Annotated in this window: 24 protein-coding genes; 22 read left to right on the top strand and 2 right to left on the bottom strand. The window is 58.1% G+C overall.

What is annotated here, in order from left to right; translation table 11 throughout:
- On the bottom strand, window positions 1-267 hold a 267-nt coding region (locus tag GA0061102_RS33340), incomplete at its 3' end, for a hypothetical protein (protein WP_208858705.1).
- Between the two features lie 810 nt (window positions 268-1,077).
- Between GA0061102_RS33340 and GA0061102_RS25870 the strand changes: the two genes are divergently transcribed.
- From GA0061102_RS25870 to GA0061102_RS25890, 5 genes are all read left to right on the top strand, one after another.
- Entirely contained in the window at window positions 1,078-1,437 is a 360-nt protein-coding gene (locus GA0061102_RS25870) for an SPW repeat protein (protein WP_092854617.1), read from the top strand.
- A 472-nt stretch (window positions 1,438-1,909) separates the two neighbouring features.
- Window positions 1,910-2,500 carry an invasion associated locus B family protein gene (locus GA0061102_RS25875; RefSeq protein ID WP_245298141.1) on the top strand — a complete coding sequence of 197 codons (591 nt, stop codon included), beginning with the start codon at window positions 1,910-1,912 and terminating at the stop codon, window positions 2,498-2,500.
- Window positions 2,501-2,518: 18 nt separating this feature from the next.
- A complete protein-coding gene (locus GA0061102_RS25880) occupies window positions 2,519-4,297 on the top strand; it encodes a ShlB/FhaC/HecB family hemolysin secretion/activation protein (RefSeq protein WP_092854530.1) in 1,779 nt (592 codons plus the stop codon).
- Window positions 4,298-4,396: 99 nt separating this feature from the next.
- The gene (locus tag GA0061102_RS25885; RefSeq protein WP_139115106.1) at window positions 4,397-4,990 is read left to right on the top strand and encodes a hypothetical protein; all 594 of its coding nucleotides are present in this window, start codon (window positions 4,397-4,399) and stop codon (window positions 4,988-4,990) included.
- Between the two features lie 144 nt (window positions 4,991-5,134).
- Entirely contained in the window at window positions 5,135-5,599 is a 465-nt protein-coding gene (locus tag GA0061102_RS25890) for a hypothetical protein (RefSeq protein WP_092854534.1), read from the top strand.
- Window positions 5,600-6,182: 583 nt separating this feature from the next.
- Here the strand turns inward: GA0061102_RS25890 and GA0061102_RS25900 are convergent.
- Window positions 6,183-6,872, bottom strand: coding sequence for a GntR family transcriptional regulator (locus tag GA0061102_RS25900; protein ID WP_092854538.1), 690 nt, complete (start codon window positions 6,870-6,872; stop codon window positions 6,183-6,185).
- 98 nt (window positions 6,873-6,970) lie between these two features.
- Between GA0061102_RS25900 and GA0061102_RS25905 the strand changes: the two genes are divergently transcribed.
- From GA0061102_RS25905 to GA0061102_RS25990, 17 genes are all read left to right on the top strand, one after another.
- Entirely contained in the window at window positions 6,971-7,573 is a 603-nt protein-coding gene (locus GA0061102_RS25905; RefSeq protein WP_092854540.1) for an amino acid synthesis family protein, read from the top strand.
- Window positions 7,548-8,342: an alpha/beta fold hydrolase gene (locus GA0061102_RS25910; RefSeq protein ID WP_092854542.1), complete on the top strand. Its 795-nt coding sequence runs from the start codon at window positions 7,548-7,550 to the stop codon at window positions 8,340-8,342. The genes GA0061102_RS25905 and GA0061102_RS25910 overlap by 26 nt, the downstream gene beginning before the upstream one ends.
- Before the next feature lie 13 nt (window positions 8,343-8,355).
- Window positions 8,356-9,282: a flavin reductase gene (locus tag GA0061102_RS25915; RefSeq protein ID WP_092854544.1), complete on the top strand. Its 927-nt coding sequence runs from the start codon at window positions 8,356-8,358 to the stop codon at window positions 9,280-9,282.
- Complete coding sequence (locus GA0061102_RS25920; protein WP_092854545.1) at window positions 9,279-10,316, top strand: LLM class flavin-dependent oxidoreductase; 1,038 nt, start codon at window positions 9,279-9,281, stop codon at window positions 10,314-10,316. Before GA0061102_RS25915 ends, GA0061102_RS25920 begins: the two co-directional genes overlap by 4 nt.
- 8 nt (window positions 10,317-10,324) lie before the next feature.
- Window positions 10,325-11,788 carry an aldehyde dehydrogenase gene (locus GA0061102_RS25925; RefSeq protein WP_092854547.1) on the top strand — a complete coding sequence of 488 codons (1,464 nt, stop codon included), beginning with the start codon at window positions 10,325-10,327 and terminating at the stop codon, window positions 11,786-11,788.
- A gap of 4 nt (window positions 11,789-11,792) precedes the next feature.
- Window positions 11,793-12,122 (top strand): NIPSNAP family protein, encoded by a 330-nt coding sequence (locus tag GA0061102_RS25930; protein ID WP_092854549.1) that lies wholly within the window; start codon window positions 11,793-11,795, stop codon window positions 12,120-12,122.
- Window positions 12,123-12,159: 37 nt separating this feature from the next.
- Window positions 12,160-13,170 carry an ABC transporter substrate-binding protein gene (locus GA0061102_RS25935; protein WP_092854551.1) on the top strand — a complete coding sequence of 337 codons (1,011 nt, stop codon included), beginning with the start codon at window positions 12,160-12,162 and terminating at the stop codon, window positions 13,168-13,170.
- 74 nt (window positions 13,171-13,244) lie between these two features.
- A complete protein-coding gene (locus GA0061102_RS25940; RefSeq protein WP_092854553.1) occupies window positions 13,245-14,102 on the top strand; it encodes an ABC transporter permease in 858 nt (285 codons plus the stop codon).
- Window positions 14,103-14,105: 3 nt separating this feature from the next.
- The gene (locus GA0061102_RS25945; protein WP_092854555.1) at window positions 14,106-14,906 is read left to right on the top strand and encodes an ABC transporter permease; all 801 of its coding nucleotides are present in this window, start codon (window positions 14,106-14,108) and stop codon (window positions 14,904-14,906) included.
- Complete coding sequence (locus tag GA0061102_RS25950; RefSeq protein ID WP_092854557.1) at window positions 14,903-15,979, top strand: ABC transporter ATP-binding protein; 1,077 nt, start codon at window positions 14,903-14,905, stop codon at window positions 15,977-15,979. Before GA0061102_RS25945 ends, GA0061102_RS25950 begins: the two co-directional genes overlap by 4 nt.
- A 72-nt stretch (window positions 15,980-16,051) precedes the next feature.
- Window positions 16,052-17,533, top strand: coding sequence for an NAD-dependent succinate-semialdehyde dehydrogenase (locus tag GA0061102_RS25955; RefSeq protein ID WP_092854559.1), 1,482 nt, complete (start codon window positions 16,052-16,054; stop codon window positions 17,531-17,533).
- A gap of 294 nt (window positions 17,534-17,827) precedes the next feature.
- Window positions 17,828-18,028 carry a hypothetical protein gene (locus tag GA0061102_RS33995; protein WP_159432211.1) on the top strand — a complete coding sequence of 67 codons (201 nt, stop codon included), beginning with the start codon at window positions 17,828-17,830 and terminating at the stop codon, window positions 18,026-18,028.
- A gap of 164 nt (window positions 18,029-18,192) precedes the next feature.
- Window positions 18,193-18,480 carry a hypothetical protein gene (locus GA0061102_RS25965; protein ID WP_092854561.1) on the top strand — a complete coding sequence of 96 codons (288 nt, stop codon included), beginning with the start codon at window positions 18,193-18,195 and terminating at the stop codon, window positions 18,478-18,480.
- Between the two features lie 1,099 nt (window positions 18,481-19,579).
- On the top strand, window positions 19,580-20,353 hold the full coding sequence (locus GA0061102_RS25975) for a transporter substrate-binding domain-containing protein (RefSeq protein ID WP_245298142.1): 774 nt from the start codon (window positions 19,580-19,582) through the stop codon (window positions 20,351-20,353).
- Window positions 20,354-20,416: 63 nt separating this feature from the next.
- Entirely contained in the window at window positions 20,417-21,088 is a 672-nt protein-coding gene (locus GA0061102_RS25980; protein ID WP_092854565.1) for an amino acid ABC transporter permease, read from the top strand.
- Window positions 21,085-21,744 (top strand): amino acid ABC transporter permease, encoded by a 660-nt coding sequence (locus tag GA0061102_RS25985; RefSeq protein WP_092854567.1) that lies wholly within the window; start codon window positions 21,085-21,087, stop codon window positions 21,742-21,744. Before GA0061102_RS25980 ends, GA0061102_RS25985 begins: the two co-directional genes overlap by 4 nt.
- Entirely contained in the window at window positions 21,722-22,447 is a 726-nt protein-coding gene (locus GA0061102_RS25990; RefSeq protein ID WP_092854569.1) for an amino acid ABC transporter ATP-binding protein, read from the top strand. Before GA0061102_RS25985 ends, GA0061102_RS25990 begins: the two co-directional genes overlap by 23 nt.
- Window positions 22,448-22,603 lie beyond the last annotated feature (156 nt).

The raw sequence follows: 22,603 nt of genomic DNA on the forward strand, positions 1-22,603 counted from the left end.
AGTTCCCATTCCCCCCACAAAGGCAGCCTGACGAAGGGGCGCCAAATACAAAGGAGAAAGGTTTAATTCCATCACGCTGCTTATTGTTGGGCGTGGCGGCCGGTCAGGGCAACCCTCGTTGTGATTCTGCGAGCCTGAAACGGCAACACGCGCCATGTGAGACAGAGGAAGGCCCGAGACGAACCACGGTCCTGCGGTATTCAACCCGCGCATCAGAGTCTGATCAACCGTCGTCTCAATGCCGCCGCGTCCTGCAATAGGCAGCATATTTGTCCCTCGTCGACGCTGAAAAAGGCGACAAGAAAAACCTATGCCCAAACTCTTGAAAACGGACATGAGAATCAAAAACCCCCAGCCAAGGCCAGGGGTTTGTCAGCAATCTGGGCCCCCGCCGGGGGGCCTTTTCTTTTGTCTTGCGATCCGCAGACATATGACGGAATACCACACGAACGCCATCAGGGACTTTCCGTCGACTTGCTCCTTCGCGAGGAGCCATCCGACCTGGTCGGAGAGGGGATCGATCTCGAAGTGCGTCTCGAGGCGGTTGCAGACTGTATAGTCTGATGTGTCGCAGAATTGGGTGGACGACGACCTTTCCCGTCGCAGGCATCCTCCCATCTGCAAACGAGAGCCGCACCTGGGTCGCCTAACGATATTAGCGCCCATGATTGCACCTAACACGGTCGTGCCGGAAACCGCCGGTCATGGTCGTTTTCCAATGGCGCCGAGGACGCGACGGTGCGCATCGCGCTGCGCCTCATCGCCAGCAATTCGGTTGCCGTCCTGTCCCACATTCTTGTCGGATATGACATCAAGGAAGGAAGGCTGATGAACCTCATGCCCGAATTTCCGCCGAGTCGATTCGCGATCAGTGTCGTCTATCTGATGGCCCGCCCTTTCGAGGACATCGAGTATGATGTCCGGTCATTGAAGGAAGAGGAGTCGATCCAAAATCAAAGGGAAGCATGGTTTGTAAGTGATCTTGAATTGGGTATTATAGATATTACTTATATACTTATACGTGAAATTCACGTCGGACGAAGCCACCGTCAGGCTTCTTGGTGTGAGGAGGTTGCCATGGCAATCAGTATGAGGGAAGGAAAAGGATACCAGGATTGGGCATGTATGCTTTTGGGCGCATGCTTGTTTGTCTCGCCGTGGATCTTCGGGTTCACAGGGGAGATGATGCCAAGCTGGAACGCATGGATAGTTGCCGTTTTGCTGATCGTGCTGGCGTCAGCAGCGCTTTCCGCATTCGCTGAATGGGAGGAATGGGCTAGTATGGCGCTCGGTGTCTGGTTGATTGCATCTCCCTGGCTCCTTGGTTTTGTTGCCAACGCTAGCGCAAGGTGGACGGATATCGTTCTCGGTGTGCTCGTTGTGGCTGCATCGCTATGGGGAGTCTGGAACGTTCATCATCCACACGCCCACGCTTAGCCGCCGCTCCAGCAAGAACGAGAAGAAGCACTCACGGCGCGCCCGCAAAGCGCCGTGAGCCTTTATAAAGTGTCTGCCACAGCCTATGGGGCAACCTCCAAGCCTCCCGTGGAAATCGACGTTGGCGGTTCAGTTTCCATCGAGAGCGACAATTTTAATCAATAAACGCGGGTGTTGCACATTCCGCACGGCTATCTAAAAACGAGCGTGCGAAGCCCTTCATAAGCGCCACTTTCCGCTGTATTTTCTTAGAAACCTGCTATTGGTGGATTAGGCCCATGATCGGCTACACCGCTTTCAGGTGCATCTTCATGATTTTTGACCGACATGCCGCTTGAGCAAGGCACGCCTTGCGCAAGCGAATGGCTTTGACTTTGGGTAGTTTTGTATGTCCCCCGCAAATAAGACACTTTCCATCAAGACTCTGACATCCGTCGCGCTTCTTTCGTCGACGTTGCTTGCATTCTCCGCAATGGCGCAAGAGCAGCCGGGACCGGCTGCGAATACGACTTCCGGCACCGCCGCTGAGAGCAAAACTCCCGCAGCAAGCGAACAGCAACCCGCACCCCAAGCGCGTGTTCAGAAATTTGACGATTGGTATTACCGCTGCATCGATGGAAAAGCTCAGGACGGCTCGGCAACAGCGAGCTGTGAAGTGGCGCAGATCGCGACGGTCAAGCAAGGTGATCAGGATGTCAACATCCTCACCCTGGCGGTTGCCAAAACGCCAGTTCCAGCATCGAACCCAAATCAAAAAGGCAGCAAGCAGCCCGCAAGCGAGCTCATCTTGACGACGCTCGTGCCGCTCAACATGTATCTGCCCGGCGGCATCAGCATCGATGCCAGCGACAAGCAGGTCGTGCAACTTGCTTACCGCAACTGCAATCAGGCGGGCTGCTGGGCGCAGCAAAAGCTGGATGCAAAGATGATTGCAGCCCTAGCCAAGGCGACAGACGGCACCGGTCACGTACAGATGATGAATGGCCAGAAGGTCAACATCAAATTCTCGCTCAAGGGCCTGTCAGCCGCCCTGGATGCATTGCAGAAGCCTGCCTCCAGGTAACCGGCGGTAGGATAGCCCATGATCTTGGCTTTGGGGCCGATCCGTCTACGGTTCGGCCAAGGCTTTTCGAAGTCGTGTCTCAATGCTCCGCTTGCGGTCGCGTTGCTGTCGGCAACTCTAGTTTCCTCTCAGGTTGCTGCACAGCAATCGCCGAGCGATGATTTCGCGCGGCGCCAGGTGCAGCAGGCAGAGCAGCAGCGCCTTGATGCGCTGCGCGACGCAACGCCGAAACCTTTAGCAGCTCCGATCGATCAGAAGCAGGCGCCGGCCTCGCAGAATGGCGGCTCCTGCTTTGCGATCGCCCATGTCACGGTGGAGGGGGTGAAGCAGTTTTCGCCGGCCACTATCGGCAGGATCACCGCCCCTTATGCGAACCGTTGCGTCGGCGTCGGCGAGATCAATGCGCTGCTGCGCGACCTGACGCATCTCTATCTCGACAAGGGATATGTGAGCTCTCGCGTCTACGTGCCGGCGCAGGACATTGCCAAAACCAAGGCCCTTCGGCTGGTAGCTGTCGAAGGCACGCTTGCGGACATTTATATCAACGGCAAGCCGGCGCCAGGCTCTGGTATGATTGCCACCGCCTTTCCCGGCATGAAGGGTGAGATCACCAATCTGCGCGACATCGAGCAAGGTCTCGATCAGATCAACCGTCTCGCCTCCAACAATGCCAAAACGGCAATGTTGCCCGGGAAGACGGATGGCACGTCGATCCTCAATATCGAGAGCAAGCCGGATCATCCCTGGCACCTTTCCGTCGGCAACAGCAATCTTGGCCAATGGCAGACCGGATATTCCAAATCCTCCGCCTCGGTCGGCTACGACAATCTCCTGCATCTCAACGACCAATGGAACTTTGCTTACGAACATACCGGCCCGGACTACCCGTGGCGCGATGATGGCCAAGGCAAGAGCAACAGCTATTCCGGCAATGTCAGCGCTCCCTACGGCTATTGGACGTTCTCGCTCAACGGCTCCTGGTACGAATATACCAGCTCCGTTCCCGGGAATTTCGGGCCGCTGGATACTTCAGGCAACTCCAAGCAGGCAGGGATCGGCGCCAATCGCGTGATTTTCCGCGACAAGGATTCGATCACAACCTTCAACAGCAGCCTGACCTACAAGGAATCCAACAACTTTCTGCTCGGCAGCAGGATCGAGGTTGGCAGCCGCAAATATACGGTCGGCGATCTCGGTATCTCGCATTCACGCCGCATGCTCGGCGGTCTTTGGGTTTTCGACCTTTCCTACCGCCAGGGGCTCAGTCTCTTCGATGCGGTTGCTCCTGGCGATGCCGGGGCAGGAGACGCGGATCCTCGTTTTTCCAAGTTCACCGGCACGATCACCGTGACGCGGCCGTTCGAATTCGCCGACCAGCGCCTGGAGATCAATTCCGTCGTCACCGGGCAATATTCTCCCGACAATATGTTCGGGGCCGAGCAGATCTCGATCGGCGGCTATTCCTCCGTGCGCGGGACGCGCGAGACTATGCTCTTCGGCAATAACGGCTTCTTCGTCCGCAACGATCTTGTTTGGCGCACACAGCCTTTCGCCGACAATGCCGCACTTGCCAAGATCTTCGGCGAATTCCGCCCCTATGTCGGCCTCGATTACGGACGGATCGCATCTCAGGCGCGCTACCGCATTGAAGGCGGTGACATGCTCGGCTGGACCGCGGGCGCCAAGCTCGCCGGCGGCAATGTGAATTTCGATATCGGCTATTCGGACGTTCTTGGCGGGACGATCGAGAAAAAGAATTCGGGGCTGCTTTTTGTCAGCGCTTCACTGCGTTGGTGATCATGGAACAGGGGGAAGGTCATGAATTGAAGGTCACGGATGATTTCTCATGAACACACGCATTCAACCAAACCGCCTCTCTGAACGTCAGGTCACCCGATGAACGCCCAATTTCGTGTTTGTATTCTTTCCCTTCTCGTCTCCTTGGCATTGACTGGATGCCAATCCGCAAAGCCGATCGCGATGAGCGTTAACGCCCTACCGACTGCCAAGGGCGTGCAATACGGTGATGTCCTGGCGCCACAGCGCGCAGCCGGACAGGACATTCCTTCGCTCAAGGGGCAGCGTGTCGTCACCGTGCGGACCTATGAGGATGTTCGCAAGAAAGACGCACAATTTTCCACCAGAGAGGAAATGGAAGGTGTCGATTGCGCATTGGAAAGCGAGGGCTATCGGGCGTCGGTGAAGACACCGGCCGAAATCCGGGTGCCTGACTATGGTTACGCCTCACGCCCAGTTGCCGTTCGCTGTCAGTCGCCCGGTTACAGGGCTGGCTATGCGACTGTGCAGCCGTTTGACAAGACCTCTTCAGAGCGACTGGGAGCCGCAAGCAACAATGGTCTTGCCGGTGTGGTTGTTGTTGCATTGATCGACGCTGCTACGGACAAGAAGAAGCACGAATTCAGCTACCCGCCCGTGTACGTGACGATGAACCGGATCGGTTGCGAAAAAGAAAGGTCGGGCTGCCGCTAACTCAATATGCCGCAACAAACTGGCTCTGGCACATAACCGCGCGGATGTTCGGACGTCTTAGGCTCCGAAGTTAATCGGTGCGAGTCAGAGCTTCTAGTCCCCGGTACATCCCTAAAGTGATGATTGAATATTCAGGAGAGAATTATGCATTCCATTGGAAAAAAGGCTAACAATACCGTCTCTCTCGTATCGTTTCCCTCTGTCGCGCTTGTTAGCTGTGCAATCATACTATCCAGCTGCGGGGGGCGTGAAGCGCATCCCATCGCATCGACCAATGTTGGCGACAGGGGAATTGAGTGCAGCGGGATATCGCGCGAATTTGCCGCCAATGAGCGACAGATCACTGCAACTGTTAAGGAGCGTTCGCAGGCACAGGGCAAGAATGTCATTCTTGGCGCCACGGGTGTGCTTCTGTTCCTTCCGGCTCTCTTCTTTATGGATCCGAAATCACCGGAAAAGATCGAGATCGACGCGTTGCGGAATCGCAATCAGGTGCTTGCGGACCTTGCCCGCTCAAGAAAGTGCCCGGCACCGAAGTCACAGTTAGGTGATCTCTATAAGAAGCTCGACGGCGGCGTGACGACGACGCCGGCCAAAAGAGGCAGTTGAGGTGGTTCGATCAGCGTTTGTTTGTCATCCGCGGTGAGCGACATCCGCATCGGCCGAACCAGTACCGTAAGCGACATATTTTGTTTGGAATAGATTTTCCTCAACTAGAAGCTGAAATTGACGCCGGTCTTGTGGCTGTGATGTCGCTTTCAGCTGGCTACTCACAACTGCGGCGAGACTAATTTACCGCGCAAATGCGAGTGAAGGCGTACAATGAGCAGGAAGATCGCATTGGTTGGATCGAAGCTTGCAACTGAGGGCAGGGAGGATGCTGGCGGCCTCGTGGCAAGGATTGTGCGCCTCGGACGCCAGTCGCTTGCTGTCACCCTTAGCGCTCTCCTGTTCCTGCAGCCAGCGATTGCCAACGCACAATCCGTCTCCGCGGCCGGATCGGCACCGACCACCAATCAACCGAGTATCGGTGCTGCGCCCAACGGTCAGAACTCACACAAAAACGTCTGTCGGTCCAGGATGCGCGACAGCCGCCGCTACCTATTTTGAGGCGCATCCGCATCCAGGCAATGGAACTGCTCATTGAAGGGCAAGTCGCTGGCGGTGACCGGATGCCAAGGCTTGATAGCGTTCAGCGTCCGTTTGCCAGCAGCTCTTTTGCAATTGCTGCGGCAGCCTGAACGTGCGTTCGACACGCTTCAGCCGCAATATCCGGCTCATTCCGTTCGATCGCCGCAAAGATTTTCCGGATCTGAGCAGGACCTGTGGTCGTTCTGTTCGTCGTAGACAACGTCATCACGCGCAGTCGTGAAATTCGACTGTTCAGGCGGCTGACGATGTCCCAGGCAATGTTATGGCCGCCTGATTCAAAAATGATCCGGTAAAACTCGGTGGTCGCATCGAGAATGCCCTGCGGGGACTGCTGGCGGGAAGTGCGATCCAATTCGTCCAGCGCCTGCCGCAATCTGCTCTTCACACCATCAGCGGCCGTTCGCGCGCAGTCCGCAACAGCAGTGGATTCCAATGAGGCCCGGATCTCGTAGATCTGGCGAGCGTCATCCCATTCGAGCCGCGCGACGATCGGCCCTTGTTTGGCCAGCATTTCGACGAGTCCCTCGGCTTCCAGATGCCGCAGTACTTCTCGGATGACGGAGCGCGAGACGCCAAGCTGTTCACAAAGGGTCCGCTCAACAAGGCGAGCACCCGGTTCGAACAACCCGTTGATGATCGCCCGTCGCATCCGATCGAGGGCAATTTCTCTCAAGGTTGCCGGCGGAGAATCGATGCGAAGCGCGGCGAGGTCGTTTGCGTTCTGGCTCATGACAGCTTTTTAGAACGAAAAGAAATTTCGCACAAGCTCTTGACACGTTGTATTATGGTATACCAACATATGAGCAGATAAACGGACTGGAGAGGCAGATGGCGTCACTTATTCGCAAGACATTGTTGCAGGTTGAGGCAACCCATATCGAAGGGGGGAAGGAAGCCGCCGTTCCCCTTAAGCTGATTGCCGCCATCGCCGTCATAAAGAACCCTTGGGCCGGCCGCGGCTTTGTGGAAGATCTCAAGCCCGAGATCCACGCGGTCGCCCCCGTTCTCGGCGAGCTGCTCACGAAGATGATCATCGACACCGCCGGTTCGGGAGAGGCCGTCGAAGCCTACGGAAAATCGGCAATCGTCGGCCTCAATGGCGAAATCGAACACGCCTCGGCGCTGATCCATACGCTGCGCTTCGGCAACCACTATCGCACCGCCGTCGGCGCCAAATCCTATCTCGCCTTCTGCAACACGCGCGGGCCGGCAAATGCTCCGATCATGATCCCGCTCATGGACAAGAACGACGAAGGACGCCGCTCGCACTACCTGACGATCCAATGCGCAGTTCCGGACGCACCCGCTGCGGACGAGATTGTCGTAGCGCTGGGCGCTTCGATCGGCGGTCGCCCGCACCATCGCATCGGTGATCGCTATCAGGATCTCAAGGAGCTGGGTCACGATGTCGCAAACCCTGCAGCGGTCTAAGACACCGTCCGGCTCGGCCTATGTCGACCGCGGCAGCGGGGGCGAAGTCCTCGTCCTCATCCACGGTGTTGGAATGAGGATCGAGGCTTGGAGGCCGCAAATCGAGCAGTTGTCGATACGCCACCGCATCATCGCGGTCGATCTTCCAGGTCACGGGTCTTCGGCGCCGCTTATGGGCAAGCCGGATCTGTCGGACTTCGTGACCTGGTTTGGCGCTGTCATCGATGAACTGGAGCTTGGCGTGGTCAATGTTGTCGGCCACTCCATGGGCGCTCTGATCGCGACCGGGATGGCTGCAACGGCGCCCGAGCGGCTTCACCGGATCGCGTTGCTGAACGGGGTCTACAAGCGGACAATCGAAGCCCGGCAGGCCGTCGAAGCTCGCGCGAACGAAATAGTTACCGGCGCGTTCGATCGGGAAGCGCCTTTGGGCCGATGGTTCGCTCCGAATGAGACGAATAGCGATGCCTACCGATTGGTGCGGGAGCTTCTCCAGCAGGTCGATGCTGGAGGGTATGCTGCTGCCTATCGTGCCTTTGCGACGGGGGACACGCTTTACTGCGATTGCTGGCCGGCCGTCGCCAGTCCCGCCCTGTTTCTGACCGGTGATGGCGACCCGAATTCGACGCCGGAGATGGCTAAGGACATGGCAAAAGCCGCACGGAATGGCAGAGCGGTGGTCATCAAGGGTCACCGTCATATGGTCAATCTGACGGCACCGGAGGAGGTGACCGCGGCCTTGGCTAATTGGTTGACCTGGACAGCCTAACGAGGAGGAAGAAATGCTTGAAGCAAGGGCTCTGAGAGACGCATTCGGCGCATTTCTCACTGGCGTGACCGTCGTGACGACGACGAATGAGGCCGGAGCTCCGATAGGTTTCACCGCAAATAGTTTCACGAGCGTATCGCTCGACCCGCCGTTGCTGCTCGTGTGTTTGGCCAAGACCTCGCGAAACTACCAGACACTGACCACTGCCCGCGGTTTTGCGGTCAACATCCTGTCCGAAGATCAAAAGGATGTGTCGAATACGTTTGCCCGCCCTGTCGAAGATCGCTTTGCAGCCGTGGCATGGACGCCTGGACCATTCGGCTCACCCGTGTTTTCCGACGTTGCCGCATGGTTCGACTGCTCCATGCATGAGCGCATTGATGCTGGCGACCATGTCATATTGGTCGGCCGTATCGAGGCCCTGGAGAATACGGGCAAAACCGGGCTGGGTTACGCCCGCGGCGGCTATTTTACACCGGCGGCGACCGAAAAAGATCTTCTCTCCAATGTTGAGGGAAGCCTGTCTATCGGCGCAGTCGCCGAACGAGCTGGAGAGATGCTTCTTGTCCCGGCAGCGTCGAGCGGCTGGACACTCCCCTTTGTCGACAGGGCCGAAAGCGAAGGGATGGACGTTCTCGAACGACAATTCGCCGACGAGATCGGCCTGCAAATCCAGACTGGCCTTCTATACTCTATCTACGAGGATACGAAGACCGGCTGCCAACATATCGTTTATCGCGCAAGCTTGGGCGCCGGGACAGCGAAAGTCGGCCGGCTTTTTCCGCTCCACGATCTTCCGTTCGCTGAAATATCCGACAGCGCCGTGCGCGAGACCGTGAAGCGTTACGCGCAGGAAAGCATGCTGGGCAACTTCGGCATTTATTTTGGCAACCACGAAAAGGGCCGGGTTCACGCCGTGGCCAAAAAAGGTGACGCATGAAATTCTCGCTTTTCGTTCACATGGAGCGGCTGAACGCCAGCCAAAATCATCAGGAACTATACGAAGAATTCATTCAGCTCTGCGAAATCGCCGACAAGGGCGGGATGCACGCAATCTGGACCGGCGAACACCATGGTATGGATTTCACGATCGCGCCGAACCCATTCGTCAACCTTGCCGATCTCGCGCGCCGTACGAAAAACGTTCGACTGGGCACCGGCACTGTAATCGCCCCATTCTGGCATCCGATCAAGCTTGCTGGTGAAGCCGCCATGACCGACATCATAAGCGATGGTCGCCTGGATCTCGGTATTGCCCGTGGAGCCTATGGCTTCGAATATGAGCGGCTGCTGCCGGGGCTTGACGCCTGGGGCGCGGGACAGAGGATGCGCGAGCTGATCCCGGCGATCAAGGGGCTCTGGGCGGGCGACTATACTCATGACGGCGAATTCTGGAAGTTTCCTGCAACGACATCAGCCCCTAAGCCGGTTCAGGCGCCGCATCCGCCGATCTGGGTGGCTGCGCGAGATCCAAACAGTCATGAATTTGCAGTGGCCAATGGCTGCAATGTGCAGTGCACGCCGCTGGCGAACGGTGAAACTGAAATTGCAAGCCTGATGGATCGCTTCAATGCGGCCTGCGAAAAGGCTTCGAATGTGAAGCGTCCCAAGATCATGCTGCTGCAGCATACTTATGTCGGCTCCGACGAAGCCGATATCGCGCAGGCGGCCAAAGAAATCAGCATCTACTACAACTACTTCTTTGCCTGGTTCAAGAATGAGCGGCCCATTCAACAGGGGCTTATTCAGCGATTGACCGAGGACGAACTCGTCGCGAATGCGAACCTGTCTCCGGACAAGATGATCGCGAACATGCCGATCGGAAACGCTGCAACGGTGATCGATCGTCTCAAGGTCTACGAGAACCAGGGTTGGAACGAATATTCCTTTTGGATCGACACCGGCATGAGCTTTGAGCGCAAGAAGGCATCGCTCGAGCGCTTCATAGCCAACGTCATGCCCGCATTCCAGTGAGGACTAAGATGCAAAGGTTCCAGCAGTATATCGATGGCGTTTTTGATGACGGCTCGGCGCGTTTCGACAGTATCGATCCGGCAACGGGCCATGTCTGGGTGTCCATGCCGGAGGCGCGGGAGGACGATGTCGATCGCGCGGTCAAGGCTGCGGAGCAGGCGCTCTGGACAGGTGCATGGCCGGCCATGACGGCGAGCGTAAGGGGCAAGCTCCTGCTCAAGCTTGCTGACTTGGTCCAGGCGAATGCCGCGCGTCTTGCCGAACTCGAGACTCTCGATACCGGCAAGATCATCCGTGAGACCTCGGCACAGATTGCCTATGTCGCCGACTACTATCGTTATTATGCTGGGCTCGCCGACAAGATCGAGGGATCGACCTTGCCGATCGACAAGGCTGACATGGAGGTCTGGACCCGTCGCGAACCGGTCGGCGTCGTCGCCGCTATCGTGCCATGGAACAGCCAGCTTTTCCTTTCCGCCGTCAAGATCGGACCTGCGCTTGCCGCCGGTTGCACGCTCGTGATCAAAGCATCCGAGGACGGACCGGCGCCGATGCTGGAATTCGCACGTCTCGTGCATGAGGCGGGGTTTCCCAAAGGGGTCGTCAACATCATTACCGGTTTTGGACCGTCCTGCGGCAGTGCACTCACGCGTCATCCGGGCATCGCACACATCGCGTTTACCGGCGGCCCTGCGACCGCGGCACATGTCGTTCGCAACTCCGCTGAAAACCTCGCAAGCACGTCGCTGGAGCTTGGCGGCAAGTCTCCCTTCATCGTGTTTGCCGATGCCGACCTCGAAAGTGCTGCCAACGCCCAGGTCGCTGGCATCTTCGCAGCGACGGGCCAGAGCTGCGTCGCTGGTTCCCGCCTGCTGGTGGAAGCCTCCATCAAGGACAAGTTCATAGCCGTGCTGAAGGCAAAGGCCGAAGCGATCCGGATTGGAACGCCCCTCGATATGGCCACCGAGGTCGGACCCCTTTGCACTGCGCGTCAGCGGGCGCACATCGAGAACGTGGTGGCCGCGTCGGTCAATGCCGGCGCCAGGATCGTGACTGGCGGCAAGGCGCGAGCAGGTGAGGGCTTCTACTACCTTCCGACGATCATTGATTGCGACGGCGTCAAGGCGCCGTCGTTCGAAGCCGAATTGTTCGGCCCTGTCCTGTCGGTCGTCTCCTTCACCAATGAGGAGGAGGCGGTTGCCCTGGCAAACGATACTCCCTACGGCCTGGCTTCCGGCGTTTTTACCCAGAACCTTACGCGAGCCCACCGGATGATCAGGAGGATCCGCGCCGGCATCGTCTGGGTAAACACCTACCGTGCCGTCTCGCCGATCGCTCCATTTGGCGGATTTGGCTCGTCCGGCCATGGCCGGGAGGGAGGCCTCGCCGCGGCTCTCGATTTCACGCGGACCAAGACCGTCTGGCTTAGAACCTCGGACGATCCATTCCCCGATCCCTTCGTCATGCGGTGAGCTCATGTATTACGAGATCAGGACATATCGTTTGAAGAACGGCGGCACTCCCGAATACCTGCGGGTCGTCGGGGAAATTGGGATCGCAATCCAGAAAAAGCATCTCGGCCATCTCATCGGCTATTTCTCCTCGGAGATCGGTCCGATCAACGAGATCGTCCACATCTGGGGCTACGCGACATTGGATGATCGCCAGACACGGCGCGCTCAGCTGGCAGCCGATTCCGAATGGCAGGCTTTCCTGCCAAAAATACGCGATCTGATCGTCACCGCGGAAAGCAAGATCATGTCGCCGGCGTCGTTTTCGCCGCTCGGCGGAAAAGATCCGATCTGAAGCAAGTAACTATCCAACAGAAAAAGAAAGAGGGAACATGACTAAGACATTCGCAATTGCAGTTCTTACCGCCGGTCTCGGCTTTGCCGGAGCCGCTGTGGCGCAGGACATGGTGTTTACCAGCTGGGGTGGCACCACCCAGGATGCCCAAAAGGAATATTGGGCAGAAACCTTCAGCAAAGCCGCGAAGGTGAACGTAACGCAGGACGGTCCGACCGACTACGGCAAGCTGAAAGCCATGGTTGAGGCGAAAGCAGTCGGCTGGGACGTTGTCGACGTCGAAGGAGACTACGCGGTTCAGGCGGGTAGCAAGGGCCTCTTGGAGAAGCTGGACTTTTCAGTCATCGACAAGAGCAAGCTCGACCCGCGGTTCGTGACTGACTATTCCGTCGGCAGCTTCTACTATTCCTTCGTCATCGGCTGCAACAAGGATGCAGTCGATGCATGTCCGAAAAGCTGGGCAGATCTGTTCGACGCCAAGAAGTTCCCCGGTAAGCGCACCTTCTACAAATGGTCGGCACCAGGCGTGATCGAGGCGGCACTTCTGGCCGACGGCGTGCCGGCCGACAAGCTTTATCCGCTCGATCTCGACCGCGCCTTCAAGAAGCTCGACACGATCAAGTCGGATATCGTCTGGTGGGATAGCGGCGCGCAATCGCAGCAGTTGCTGGCATCTGCGGAGACACCGTTTGGATCCTTCTGGAACGGCCGCTTGACAGCGCTTGCGCAGACCGGGGTGAAAGTCGAAACATCCTGGACGAACAATATCACGGCTGCAGACGCGCTCGTCGTTCCAAAGGGTGCGAAGAACAAGGAGGCGGCGATGAAGTTCATTGCCAACGCGACAAGTGCGGAGGCTCAGGCCAAGTTCGCTGCGAAAACCAGCTATGCGCCGATCAATCTTGGCTCGCCTGAAATGATGGATCCCGCCTTGCGCAACTCGCTGCCAGACCAACAGGCGGCAACGCAGGTCAACGCGGACATGAACTACTGGGCACAGCACCGAGATGAGATCGGTACACGCTGGTATGCCTGGCAGGCGAAGTAAGTCGCTCATGGCTCATCTGTCGACGGGCCGGCACCGCCGGGCCGTCGAGATCGCCAGAATCTCGGGAGATGCAAATGGCTCTAACGGCAACGATCGGCAGCGCTTTACGCAGATCGCCACGGCAAGGTAGCTTCGGTTATCTTCTGCCGGCGCTTCTCATCATCGCGTTGTTCTTTATCGTCCCAGTCTGCATGCTCCTGATGCGGAGTCTGCTCGAGCCCCAACTCGGACTGCAGAACTACGCCACACTGCTTGGCTCGACAACATATCTGCGGGTTTTCCTCAATACCTTCCTGGTAGCGGGCTTGGTTACGATCGTGTCGATCGTCATTGGCTACCCGATCGCATGGCTCCTGGCCATCATGCCGGAACGCTGGTCGCGGTTGGTGCTGGCAATCATCATCCTGTCCATGTGGACCAACCTCCTGGCGAGAACCTACGCCTGGATGGTTCTGCTGCAGCGGACGGGCGTCGTCAACAAGCTGCTGATTGGGCTCGGATTGATCGACAAGCCGCTTGCTCTCGTCAACAATCTCGTTGGTGTGACTATCGGCATGACTTACATCATGCTGCCCTTCGTCATCCTGCCGCTTATGGGCGTTCTGCGCTCGATCGATCCCGGCATCTTGCGAGCGGCAGCGCTGTGTGGGGCCAACAAGCGCCAATGTTTCATGCACGTCCTGCTGCCGTTGTCTTTGCCTGGCGTAGCCGCCGGGGCGCTGATGGTCTTCGTGATGTCGCTTGGCTACTACGTGACACCTGCATTGCTAGGCGGAACCTCCAACATGATGCTCGCCGGGCTTGTCGCCCAGTTTGTTCAGTCACTTGTTGACTGGGGTATGGGCGGAGCCGCCGCCTTCGTCTTGTTGCTGGTAACGCTGGCACTTTATGCGATCCAGCTTAAATTTTTCAACACCAATCGGGCGAGGTAAGTCATGTTGCTCGATTTCGAAAAGCTCGGCGGGCTCAAGCTTTTTCTGATCGGATTGACGGTTATCGTCTGTCTTTTCCTGATCCTTCCGATTGCGTTCATCGCTGCACTCTCGTTCGGTTCGTCGCAATGGCTGATCTTTCCGCCACCGTCCTGGACATTCAAATGGTATCAGGAATTATTTGCCGACCCGCGCTGGCTCTATTCCGCGTTGACAAGTCTTGAGATCGCGGCCGTCGTTACGGCTCTATCCGTCATCATTGGTTTCCTGGCCGCATTCGGCCTGAACCGCAGTACCTTCTTTGGACGTGAGGCACTGCGGGCTCTCTTCCTGACGCCGATGATCCTGCCGGTGGTGGTTCTCGCTGTTGCGCTTTATGCCTTGTTCCTGCAGCTCGGCCTGGCCGGAACGACGATCGCCTTCATCATCGCACATCTACTGATCGCGCTGCCGTTCTCCATTATTTCAATCGGAAACGCCCTGGAAGGTTTCGACAAGTCCATCGAGGATGCTGCGGTTCTATGCGGCGCCAGCCCTTGGGAAGCGCGCCTTCGGGTCACCGTGCCGGCGATCAGCCACGGAATCTTTGCCGCCGCCATTTTTTCCTTCCTGGCCTCCTGGGATGAGGTGGTCCTGGCGATATTCATGGCCAGCCCGACGCTTCAGACGCTCCCGGTCAAGATCTGGTCGACCTTGCGTCAGGACCTGACGCCCGTGATCGCCGCAGCTTCCACTATACTCATCGCCTTCACCATCGTCCTCATGGTCCTGGCAGCCATCTTCCGCAAGGGACACAAAGCATGACCGACGCATTTCTCTCTATCCGCGGCATTCGCAAGGTCTATGGCCAAGTTACGGCAGTCAAGAACGTGACGTTGGACATTGCCGAAGGCGAGTTCATGACATTCCTTGGCCCCTCCGGGTCGGGAAAGTCGACAACGCTCTACATTCTCGCTGGGTTTCAAGATCCAACGGAAGGGGACATTCTTCTAAGGGGCCAAAGCCTTCTTTCGACGCCCTCGCACAAGCGTAGTATCGGAATGGTGTTCCAGCGTTACACGCTTTTCCCGCATCTGACAGTCGGCGAGAACGTTGCCTTTCCATTGCGGGTGCGCCGTACCCCGCAAGCCGAGATAGCCGAACGCGTGAAGGCGGCTTTGCGGTTGGTGCGCCTCGAAGGATTTGAAGATCGAAAGCCCGCTCTGATGTCGGGTGGTCAGCAACAGCGCGTCGCGCTCGCTCGCTCGCTCGTCTACAATCCGCCCGTGCTCTTGATGGACGAGCCGCTGTCGGCGCTCGATAAAAAGCTTCGCGAGGAAATCCAATTCGAGATCCGACGCATTCATCAGGAAACCGGCGTCACCATTCTCTATGTCACGCACGACCAGGAGGAGGCCTTGCGCCTTTCAGATCGCATTGCGGTCTTCAGTCACGGCGAGATTGATCAGATCGGCTCCGGGCAAGAGCTTTATGCGAACCCGGCGACCCATTTCGTCGCCGGCTTCATCGGCGACAGCAACTTCATCGATGCTGAGGTTGTTGGACGCAGCGACGGCAAGGCGCGTCTGGCGCTTCCGGGCGGTGCCATAATCGATGGCGTGCCAATGCGTAGCGGCGGCGCTGGCGGCACGAAGGCATCGTTGTTGCTCCGACCCGAAAGACTGTCTTTGTCGCGGGCTCAGATCGACGCCGGCCTCGTCGTTACGATCAGCGACATCACCTTTCTGGGCAACAACGTCGAGGTCAGCACGCGGACTGCAAGCGGCGACAGCTTGTCCGTTCGGTTGCCGTTTGGACATGAAGCGATTTCGCACCTTGCTCGCGGTGATCAAGCCTGGCTCGGCTTCGAAGCCAATTCGGCACACGCTTTCGCCTGAACGGGCAACCTTAGGCGGCCGGGCGGTCGCCTCCGTCGATCGCGCCTTTTTGAATCCGTGAGGATGTTACCAATGACCCTTTCTGAATCCCTCCGTGGTCGGCTGAAGGACCCTTCGCTGCTCATCGACAAAGCGCTTATCGGCGGCAAGTGGGTCGCGGCAAGCGAGGCAGCCAAGACCTTCGACGTATTTAACCCTTCGACCGGGGAGACGATCGCCGTTTTGCCCGACATGAACAGGGTCGAGGTCGATCGCGCCATCGAAGCAGCCCATGGAGCGCAGAAGCAATGGGCGAAGAAGACTGGCAAGGAGCGCGCCGCCATCCTGCGCAATCTGTTCGAGCTGATGATTGCCAATGCCGACGATCTGGCGACGATCCTGACGACGGAAATGGGCAAGCCGCTTGCCGAAGCGAGGGGCGAAATTCTTTATGGTGCATCCTATGTCGAATGGTTCGGCGAGGAGGCGAAGCGAGTCTACGGCGATACCATTCCCGGCCATCAGGCCGACAAACGCATCATCGTCATCAAGCAGCCGGTCGGCGTCGTTGCTGCCATTACGCCCTGGAATTTCCCAAACGCCATGTTGGCGCGTAAGTTCGCCCCAGCGATTGCCGCTGGCTGTGCGATGGTGGCAAAACCGGCGGCGGAGACACCGCTTTCGGCCTTGTCGTTTGCGCTACTTGCCGAACGCGCCGGCATTCCCGCGGGCGTCTTCAGCATTATTACTTCGACAGAGTCCTCCGCGGTCGGCAAGGCGTTCACTGAGAATGACAAAGTACGCAAGCTGACCTTTACCGGCTCGACCAATGTCGGAAAGATCCTCATGCGCCAAGGTGCTGAGCAGATCATGAAACTGGGCCTGGAGCTCGGTGGCAACGCTCCGTTTATCGTTTTCGATGATGCCGATCTTGATGCTGCCGTCGAAGGTGCCATGGTCTCGAAATACCGCAACAATGGCCAAACCTGCGTCTGCGCCAACCGGCTTTATGTTCAGGCCGGCGTCTATGATGCCTTCGCCGAAAAGCTTGCCGAGAAGGTTCGCGCCCTCAAGATCGGCGATGGATTTGAGGAGGGTGTCGCAGCCGGGCCGCTGATCTCGCAAAAAGCGCTAGTCAAGGTTGAGGAGCACATCGAAGACGCCTTGTCGAAGGGGGCTACCGTGATACTTGGCGGCAAACCAAGCGAACGCGGCGGCCTGTTCTTCCAGCCGACGATCCTGACCGGGGTCACAACGGAGATGAAAGTAGCGGGCGTGGAGACGTTCGGTCCCGTCGCACCGCTCTTCAGGTTCGAGACGGAGGACGAGGTTATCTCCATGGCCAACAACACCGAGTTTGGCCTTGCATCCTACTTCTATTCCCGGGATCTGTCGAAAGTCTTCCGCGTAGCTGAAGCGCTCGAATATGGCATGGTCGGTATCAATACCGGCTTGATTTCCACCGAAGTCGCCCCCTTCGGCGGGATCAAGCAGTCCGGCCAGGGCCGCGAAGGCTCCAAATACGGCATGGAAGATTATGTTGAGCTAAAATACATGTGTCTGGACATAGGTTAGTCTCGCCGCTGAGTTTCGCCATGCAACAAAATCCGGCGACGAGGGTTCGGTGTGCTGAAGGATATCCGACGGGATAAACTCACAAAACTGCTTTGTTTTTATCGGCTGTAGTAATTCATCTGAGATTAATGGGATTTTGCGGCAAGTTGTCATCTCCCACACTATGACGGTTTCCGTTCGGAGACAGTTCCTGCATGTCTCTTAGGGATTCTCATTAAGTTCCGGTCGGCCCAAGGGTCAAGCCGAAGGCTACTGTTGCCCGCGGTACCTCAGCCGAGGGCCGGGATACTGCGCTTGTTGGGATCAGTCCCAGGGGATGATGGCCATCAGGTCATCGTCGTCCTGGCCAGGATCGCGGCCGAGATTGGCGTTGAGCCTGGCGTGGCCTGTGTTGACGCTGAGGGTGAAATAGTCGCCGCTATTCTGGTTCCGCTTTTTCCAGATGCCGCCGATCTCGATATGCCCGCCGCGTGGGCTCTTGGCGAAAAGGCATAGACGGGCGCCTTGGTGTTGGTGCTCTCGAATTCCTCGCCTGTTATGTCGAGGTGGTCGGCGACCGAGGCGATTGAACTGCCCACAAGTTGCGCGGCCGACTGAAAATTATTCATCCCCTGTTCAGCCGTCCGGTTTCAGGATGATGACAATGACGGAGGTTCACTATGAAAATCTTTAGAAATCTGCTTGCCGCGCTACTCGGTATCGGTCTGTTGATCGGTGCGGGTTCTGCATCCGCTGCGCCGATGATGAATATGGCCAAGCCGGAGGTCCAGTCATCCGTTCAGACGGTCCGTTATCATCACCGCCGCCATTGGCATGGCTATCGACATCACCGGCATCACCACTGGAGATCGCATCGCAGCTACCGGAGCCATTACTGGCGCGGCCATCACTACGGCTGGTACAAGCACCATCGCCACCACCCTCATCACCGCTACTATCGCTACTGAGCGGCGCATGCTGAAAGCTGCATAGGGATCGGGCCAATTTGCCTCTGGTCACAACGAAAAATGTGACCGGAGGCGTCAATAGCGCTTGGACGGTCGACTTGTTGAAAGCCTTACTGTTGTGGCCATGGCAGCTGTTATGGCTGTATATGCGACGCCATCGTTTTCACAGGCCATCGAAATAGGACCTGGCGGCGTGCGTCTTGTGGATCCGAATAGGGATCTGCCACCACGACCTCCTGCGGACATGGACATAGGCTCAGCCAGCGCCAGGCTGTTCGAATAGCCCGGCATGAGGGCTTGCAGGAGGTCGAAAATATCGACCGCAAGAGAGACCGGTTCATTGTCGACGGAACGGACAACGACGGCAATGATATCACCGTTAGCGTTGACCGGCAGACGGGCGAGTTGGTTTCCGCCGCGTGGGGCGACGGCGCAATACCCTTGCCGGAGAGATGCTCCCAAAACGGCACCTCATTACAGAAGCCTTGCGGCTCGAATGCGCGCAGTGTGGCAGTAAGACCTCAGTCGGCATTGAGGCCCTCCAAATAATCGCACGCCGCGTCGTTGAGAACGTAATCCCGATAATTGCCGTGTAGCAACGACAGGAAGTCCAGCCGCGATTTCGATGTCGCGGTGCGGGAGACCATAAAGTGCCCACCGCCGATCTGGGTGGCATAAAAGTTAGAATGAGCATGGCCGGCGCCGGTGCCATCGACTGTGATCTACAGGGCGTAGCGTTGGTCTAGCTTGGAGGCAATTAACCGACGCCGCATCGCAACTTCGCGCGGGCAACAAAACAGTACAGTATGACTGACCTATTCGTGCGGGAAACGACATAGGAATTCGTGCGGCGCAGCATCCGGCTCAGCGCATTGCTCCGGGCCTAAATCGACACAATTCACTGACACCTGGTTTATGTGACAGCACCGCGCCCAATTCTTGAGCAATATTCAATCACCGATCGGCCGGAGATGAGCGATCTGTCCGGATCACAGTACGGTTGACGGCGGCATTCAGTCGATTGGCCCAGGTCTTGCTTTGTCCTTCAGCGTACATAGCCTGATTGGAAGGACATTTGATGAAGCGCAGACAATTGCTCATGGCACTCGGCATCGCGATATTCGCGATGGGATCGCTTTCCGCCCCGCAAGCAGTAAGGGCGGATGCCCTGAGCGATATAGCATCGCGCGGTACGCTCCGCGTCGCCGTTCCGCAGGATTTTCCGCCCTTCGGCAGCGTCGGTACGGATATGGCACCAATGGGCTATGACATCGACATGGCCAATCTGATCGGCGAAAAGCTTGGCGTGAAGACGGAGCTTGTGCCGGTCACCAGCGCCAACCGAATTCCCTACCTGCAGACGAACAAGGTCGATCTGGTGATTTCGAGCCTCGGCAAGAACGCCGAGCGCCAGGCCGTTATCGATTTCTCCGACGCCTATGCACCCTTCTTCAACGGGATCTTCGGTCCTGCCGACGCTGCCGCTGCCAAGCCGGAGGATCTTTCCGGCAAGACGATCGGCGTCACCCGCGGTGCGATCGAGGACCTCGCTCTGACGAAGGTCGCACCGCAGGACGCGACGATCAAGCGCTACGAAGATAATAACGGCACCATTTCGGCCTTCCTCTCGGGCCAGGTGCAGCTGATCGCCACCGGCAACGTCGTCGCCGCGGCGATCCTTGCCAAGAACCCGCCGAAAAAGCCCGAGATGAAATTCCTCATCACCAACTCGCCCTGCTATATCGGCCTCAACAAGAGCGAGCCGGCCTTGCAGAAGAAGGTCGATGAGATCATCGCCGCCGCCAAGGCCGATGGGACGCTGAACAAGATCTCGCAGAAGTGGCTCGGCGCCGACCTTCCTGCCGGCTTCTGATCAACGCACGACGGACGCACCGCCAGCTTGGCGGCGCAGTCTGTCCGAGCGAGGCATCTTCCCATGCGCTATCATTTCGACTTCGGCTGGCTCGCCGAATATTACCCGGTCCTGATCAAGGGCGTCCTCGTCACGCTCGAGCTGACCCTGATCGGCGCCGTGCTCGGCATTATCCTCGGCATCGCCTGCGCCTGGGTGCGTGCGCTCGGCCCGCGCAGGCTCAAGCCCCTTGTCGCCACCTATGTCGAGCTGATCCGCAACACGCCGTTCCTGATCCAGCTCTTCTTCATCTTCTTCGGCCTGCCCGGCATCGGCGTCCAGATGAATGAGATGACGGCGGCCAATCTCGCCATGATCATCAATCTCGGCGCCTATAGCTGCGAGATCATCCGCGCCGGCATACAGGCAACGCCGCGCGGCCAGTTCGAGGCCGGCGCGAGCCTCGCGATGACGCCATTCGAGACCTTCCGCCATGTCGTCCTCATCCCATCCCTGCAACGCATCTGGCCGGCGCTGTCGTCGCAGGTCGTCATCGTCATGCTCGGCTCCTCGGTTGTCTCGCAGATCGCCGCAGAGGATCTCACCTTCGCGGCAAACTTCATCCAGTCCCGCTCGTTCCGTGCCTTCGAAGCCTATTTCGTGTCCACGGCGATCTATCTGGTGCTCGCGATCCTGCTCCGGCAGACGCTTGCGGGCGTGGGCGCATTGATCTTTCCACGCAGGGCCCGCCGATGATCCAATTCACCACATGGGATGTTCTCCGCGGCCTGCTGCTGGCCACGCGCTGGACGATACTTCTGTCGCTGGTCTCCTTTGCAGGCGGCGCGATCGCCGGCGCCATCCTGCTGTTCCTGCGCATCGGCAAACGCAAGGCCGGCCGCGTCGCCGTCAGATATTTCGTCGAGCTGTTTCAGGGCACGCCGCTGCTGATGCAGCTTTTCCTCGCATTCTTCGGGCTGGGCTTGTTCGGCATCGACGTGCCGGCGTGGCTGGCCGCCGGTGTCGCGCTCACCCTCTGGTCGGCCGCCTTCCTCACCGAAATCTGGCGCGGCTGCGTCGAGGCCGTCGCCAAGGGCCAGTGGGAGGCCTCAGCCAGCCTCGGCATGGGCTATATCCAGCAGATGCGCTACGTCATCCTGCCGCAGGCACTGCGCATCGCGGTGCCGCCGACGGTCGGCTTCTCCGTGCAGGTCGTCAAAGGCACCGCGCTCACGTCCATCATCGGCTTCGTGGAGCTGTCGAAGGCCGGCACCATCATCACCAATGCGACCTTCCAGCCATTTACCGTCTATGGCTTCGTCGCGCTCATCTATTTTGCCCTGTGCTGGCCGCTGTCGAAAAGCAGCCAGATTCTGGAAAGGAAGCTCAATGTCGCTCATCGAGGTCACTGAAGTCCGCAAGAGCTTTGGCACCAACGAGGTGCTGAAAGGCATCAACCTCGATGTCGAACCAGGCGAAGTGATCGCGATTATCGGCAAGAGCGGCTCGGGAAAGTCGACGCTTCTGCGCTGCATCAACGGGCTGGAGACGATAAATGACGGCTCGATCTCGGTCGCAGGCGCGCAACTCCTGCCTGACGACCTGCACCTGAAGGCGCTCCGGCTGAAGGTCGGCATGATCTTCCAGCAATTCAATCTCTTCCCGCATTTGAGCGCGGGACGCAACGTCATGCTCTCGCAGATGGTCGTCAAGAAGATAGCCAGGGCCGAAGCCGAGGCCATGGCGCGGCGAATGCTCGACCGCGTCGGCCTTGGGCACAAGTTCGACGCCTATCCGGATGAGCTCTCCGGCGGTCAGCAGCAACGCGTCGCCATCGCAAGAGCGCTCGCCATGCAGCCAATCGCGCTTCTCTGCGACGAGATCACCTCGGCCCTTGACCCGGAACTGGTGGCAGAGGTTCTCGCCGTTGTCCGCGAACTGGCAAGCGAAGGCATGACGCTGCTGATGGTAACGCATGAGATGAAATTCGCCCGCGACGTCTGCTCCCGTGTCGTCTTTATGCATCAGGGCCGGGTGCACGAAATCGGCCCACCCGGCGAAGTCTTTGCCAATCCGCAGACGCCGGAACTCAAGCAGTTCCTCGGCCTTCACTGAAGGATTGATCTGATCTTTCAATCCGCCGATGAAATCCTCGCTTCTGTCAGAAACCAATGAACCGAACTTTGGATTCAGGTGACGAGAGAAAGCGAGTCTTCCAGGAGCGACCTATTAGGAGCCGCTTGCTGCCTCGTCCGGCAATCTTATTGAGGC

The organism is Martinezella miluonensis (assembly GCF_900094545.1).
In the GTDB taxonomy this organism is placed as follows: Bacteria; Pseudomonadota; Alphaproteobacteria; order Rhizobiales; family Rhizobiaceae; genus Rhizobium; species Rhizobium miluonense.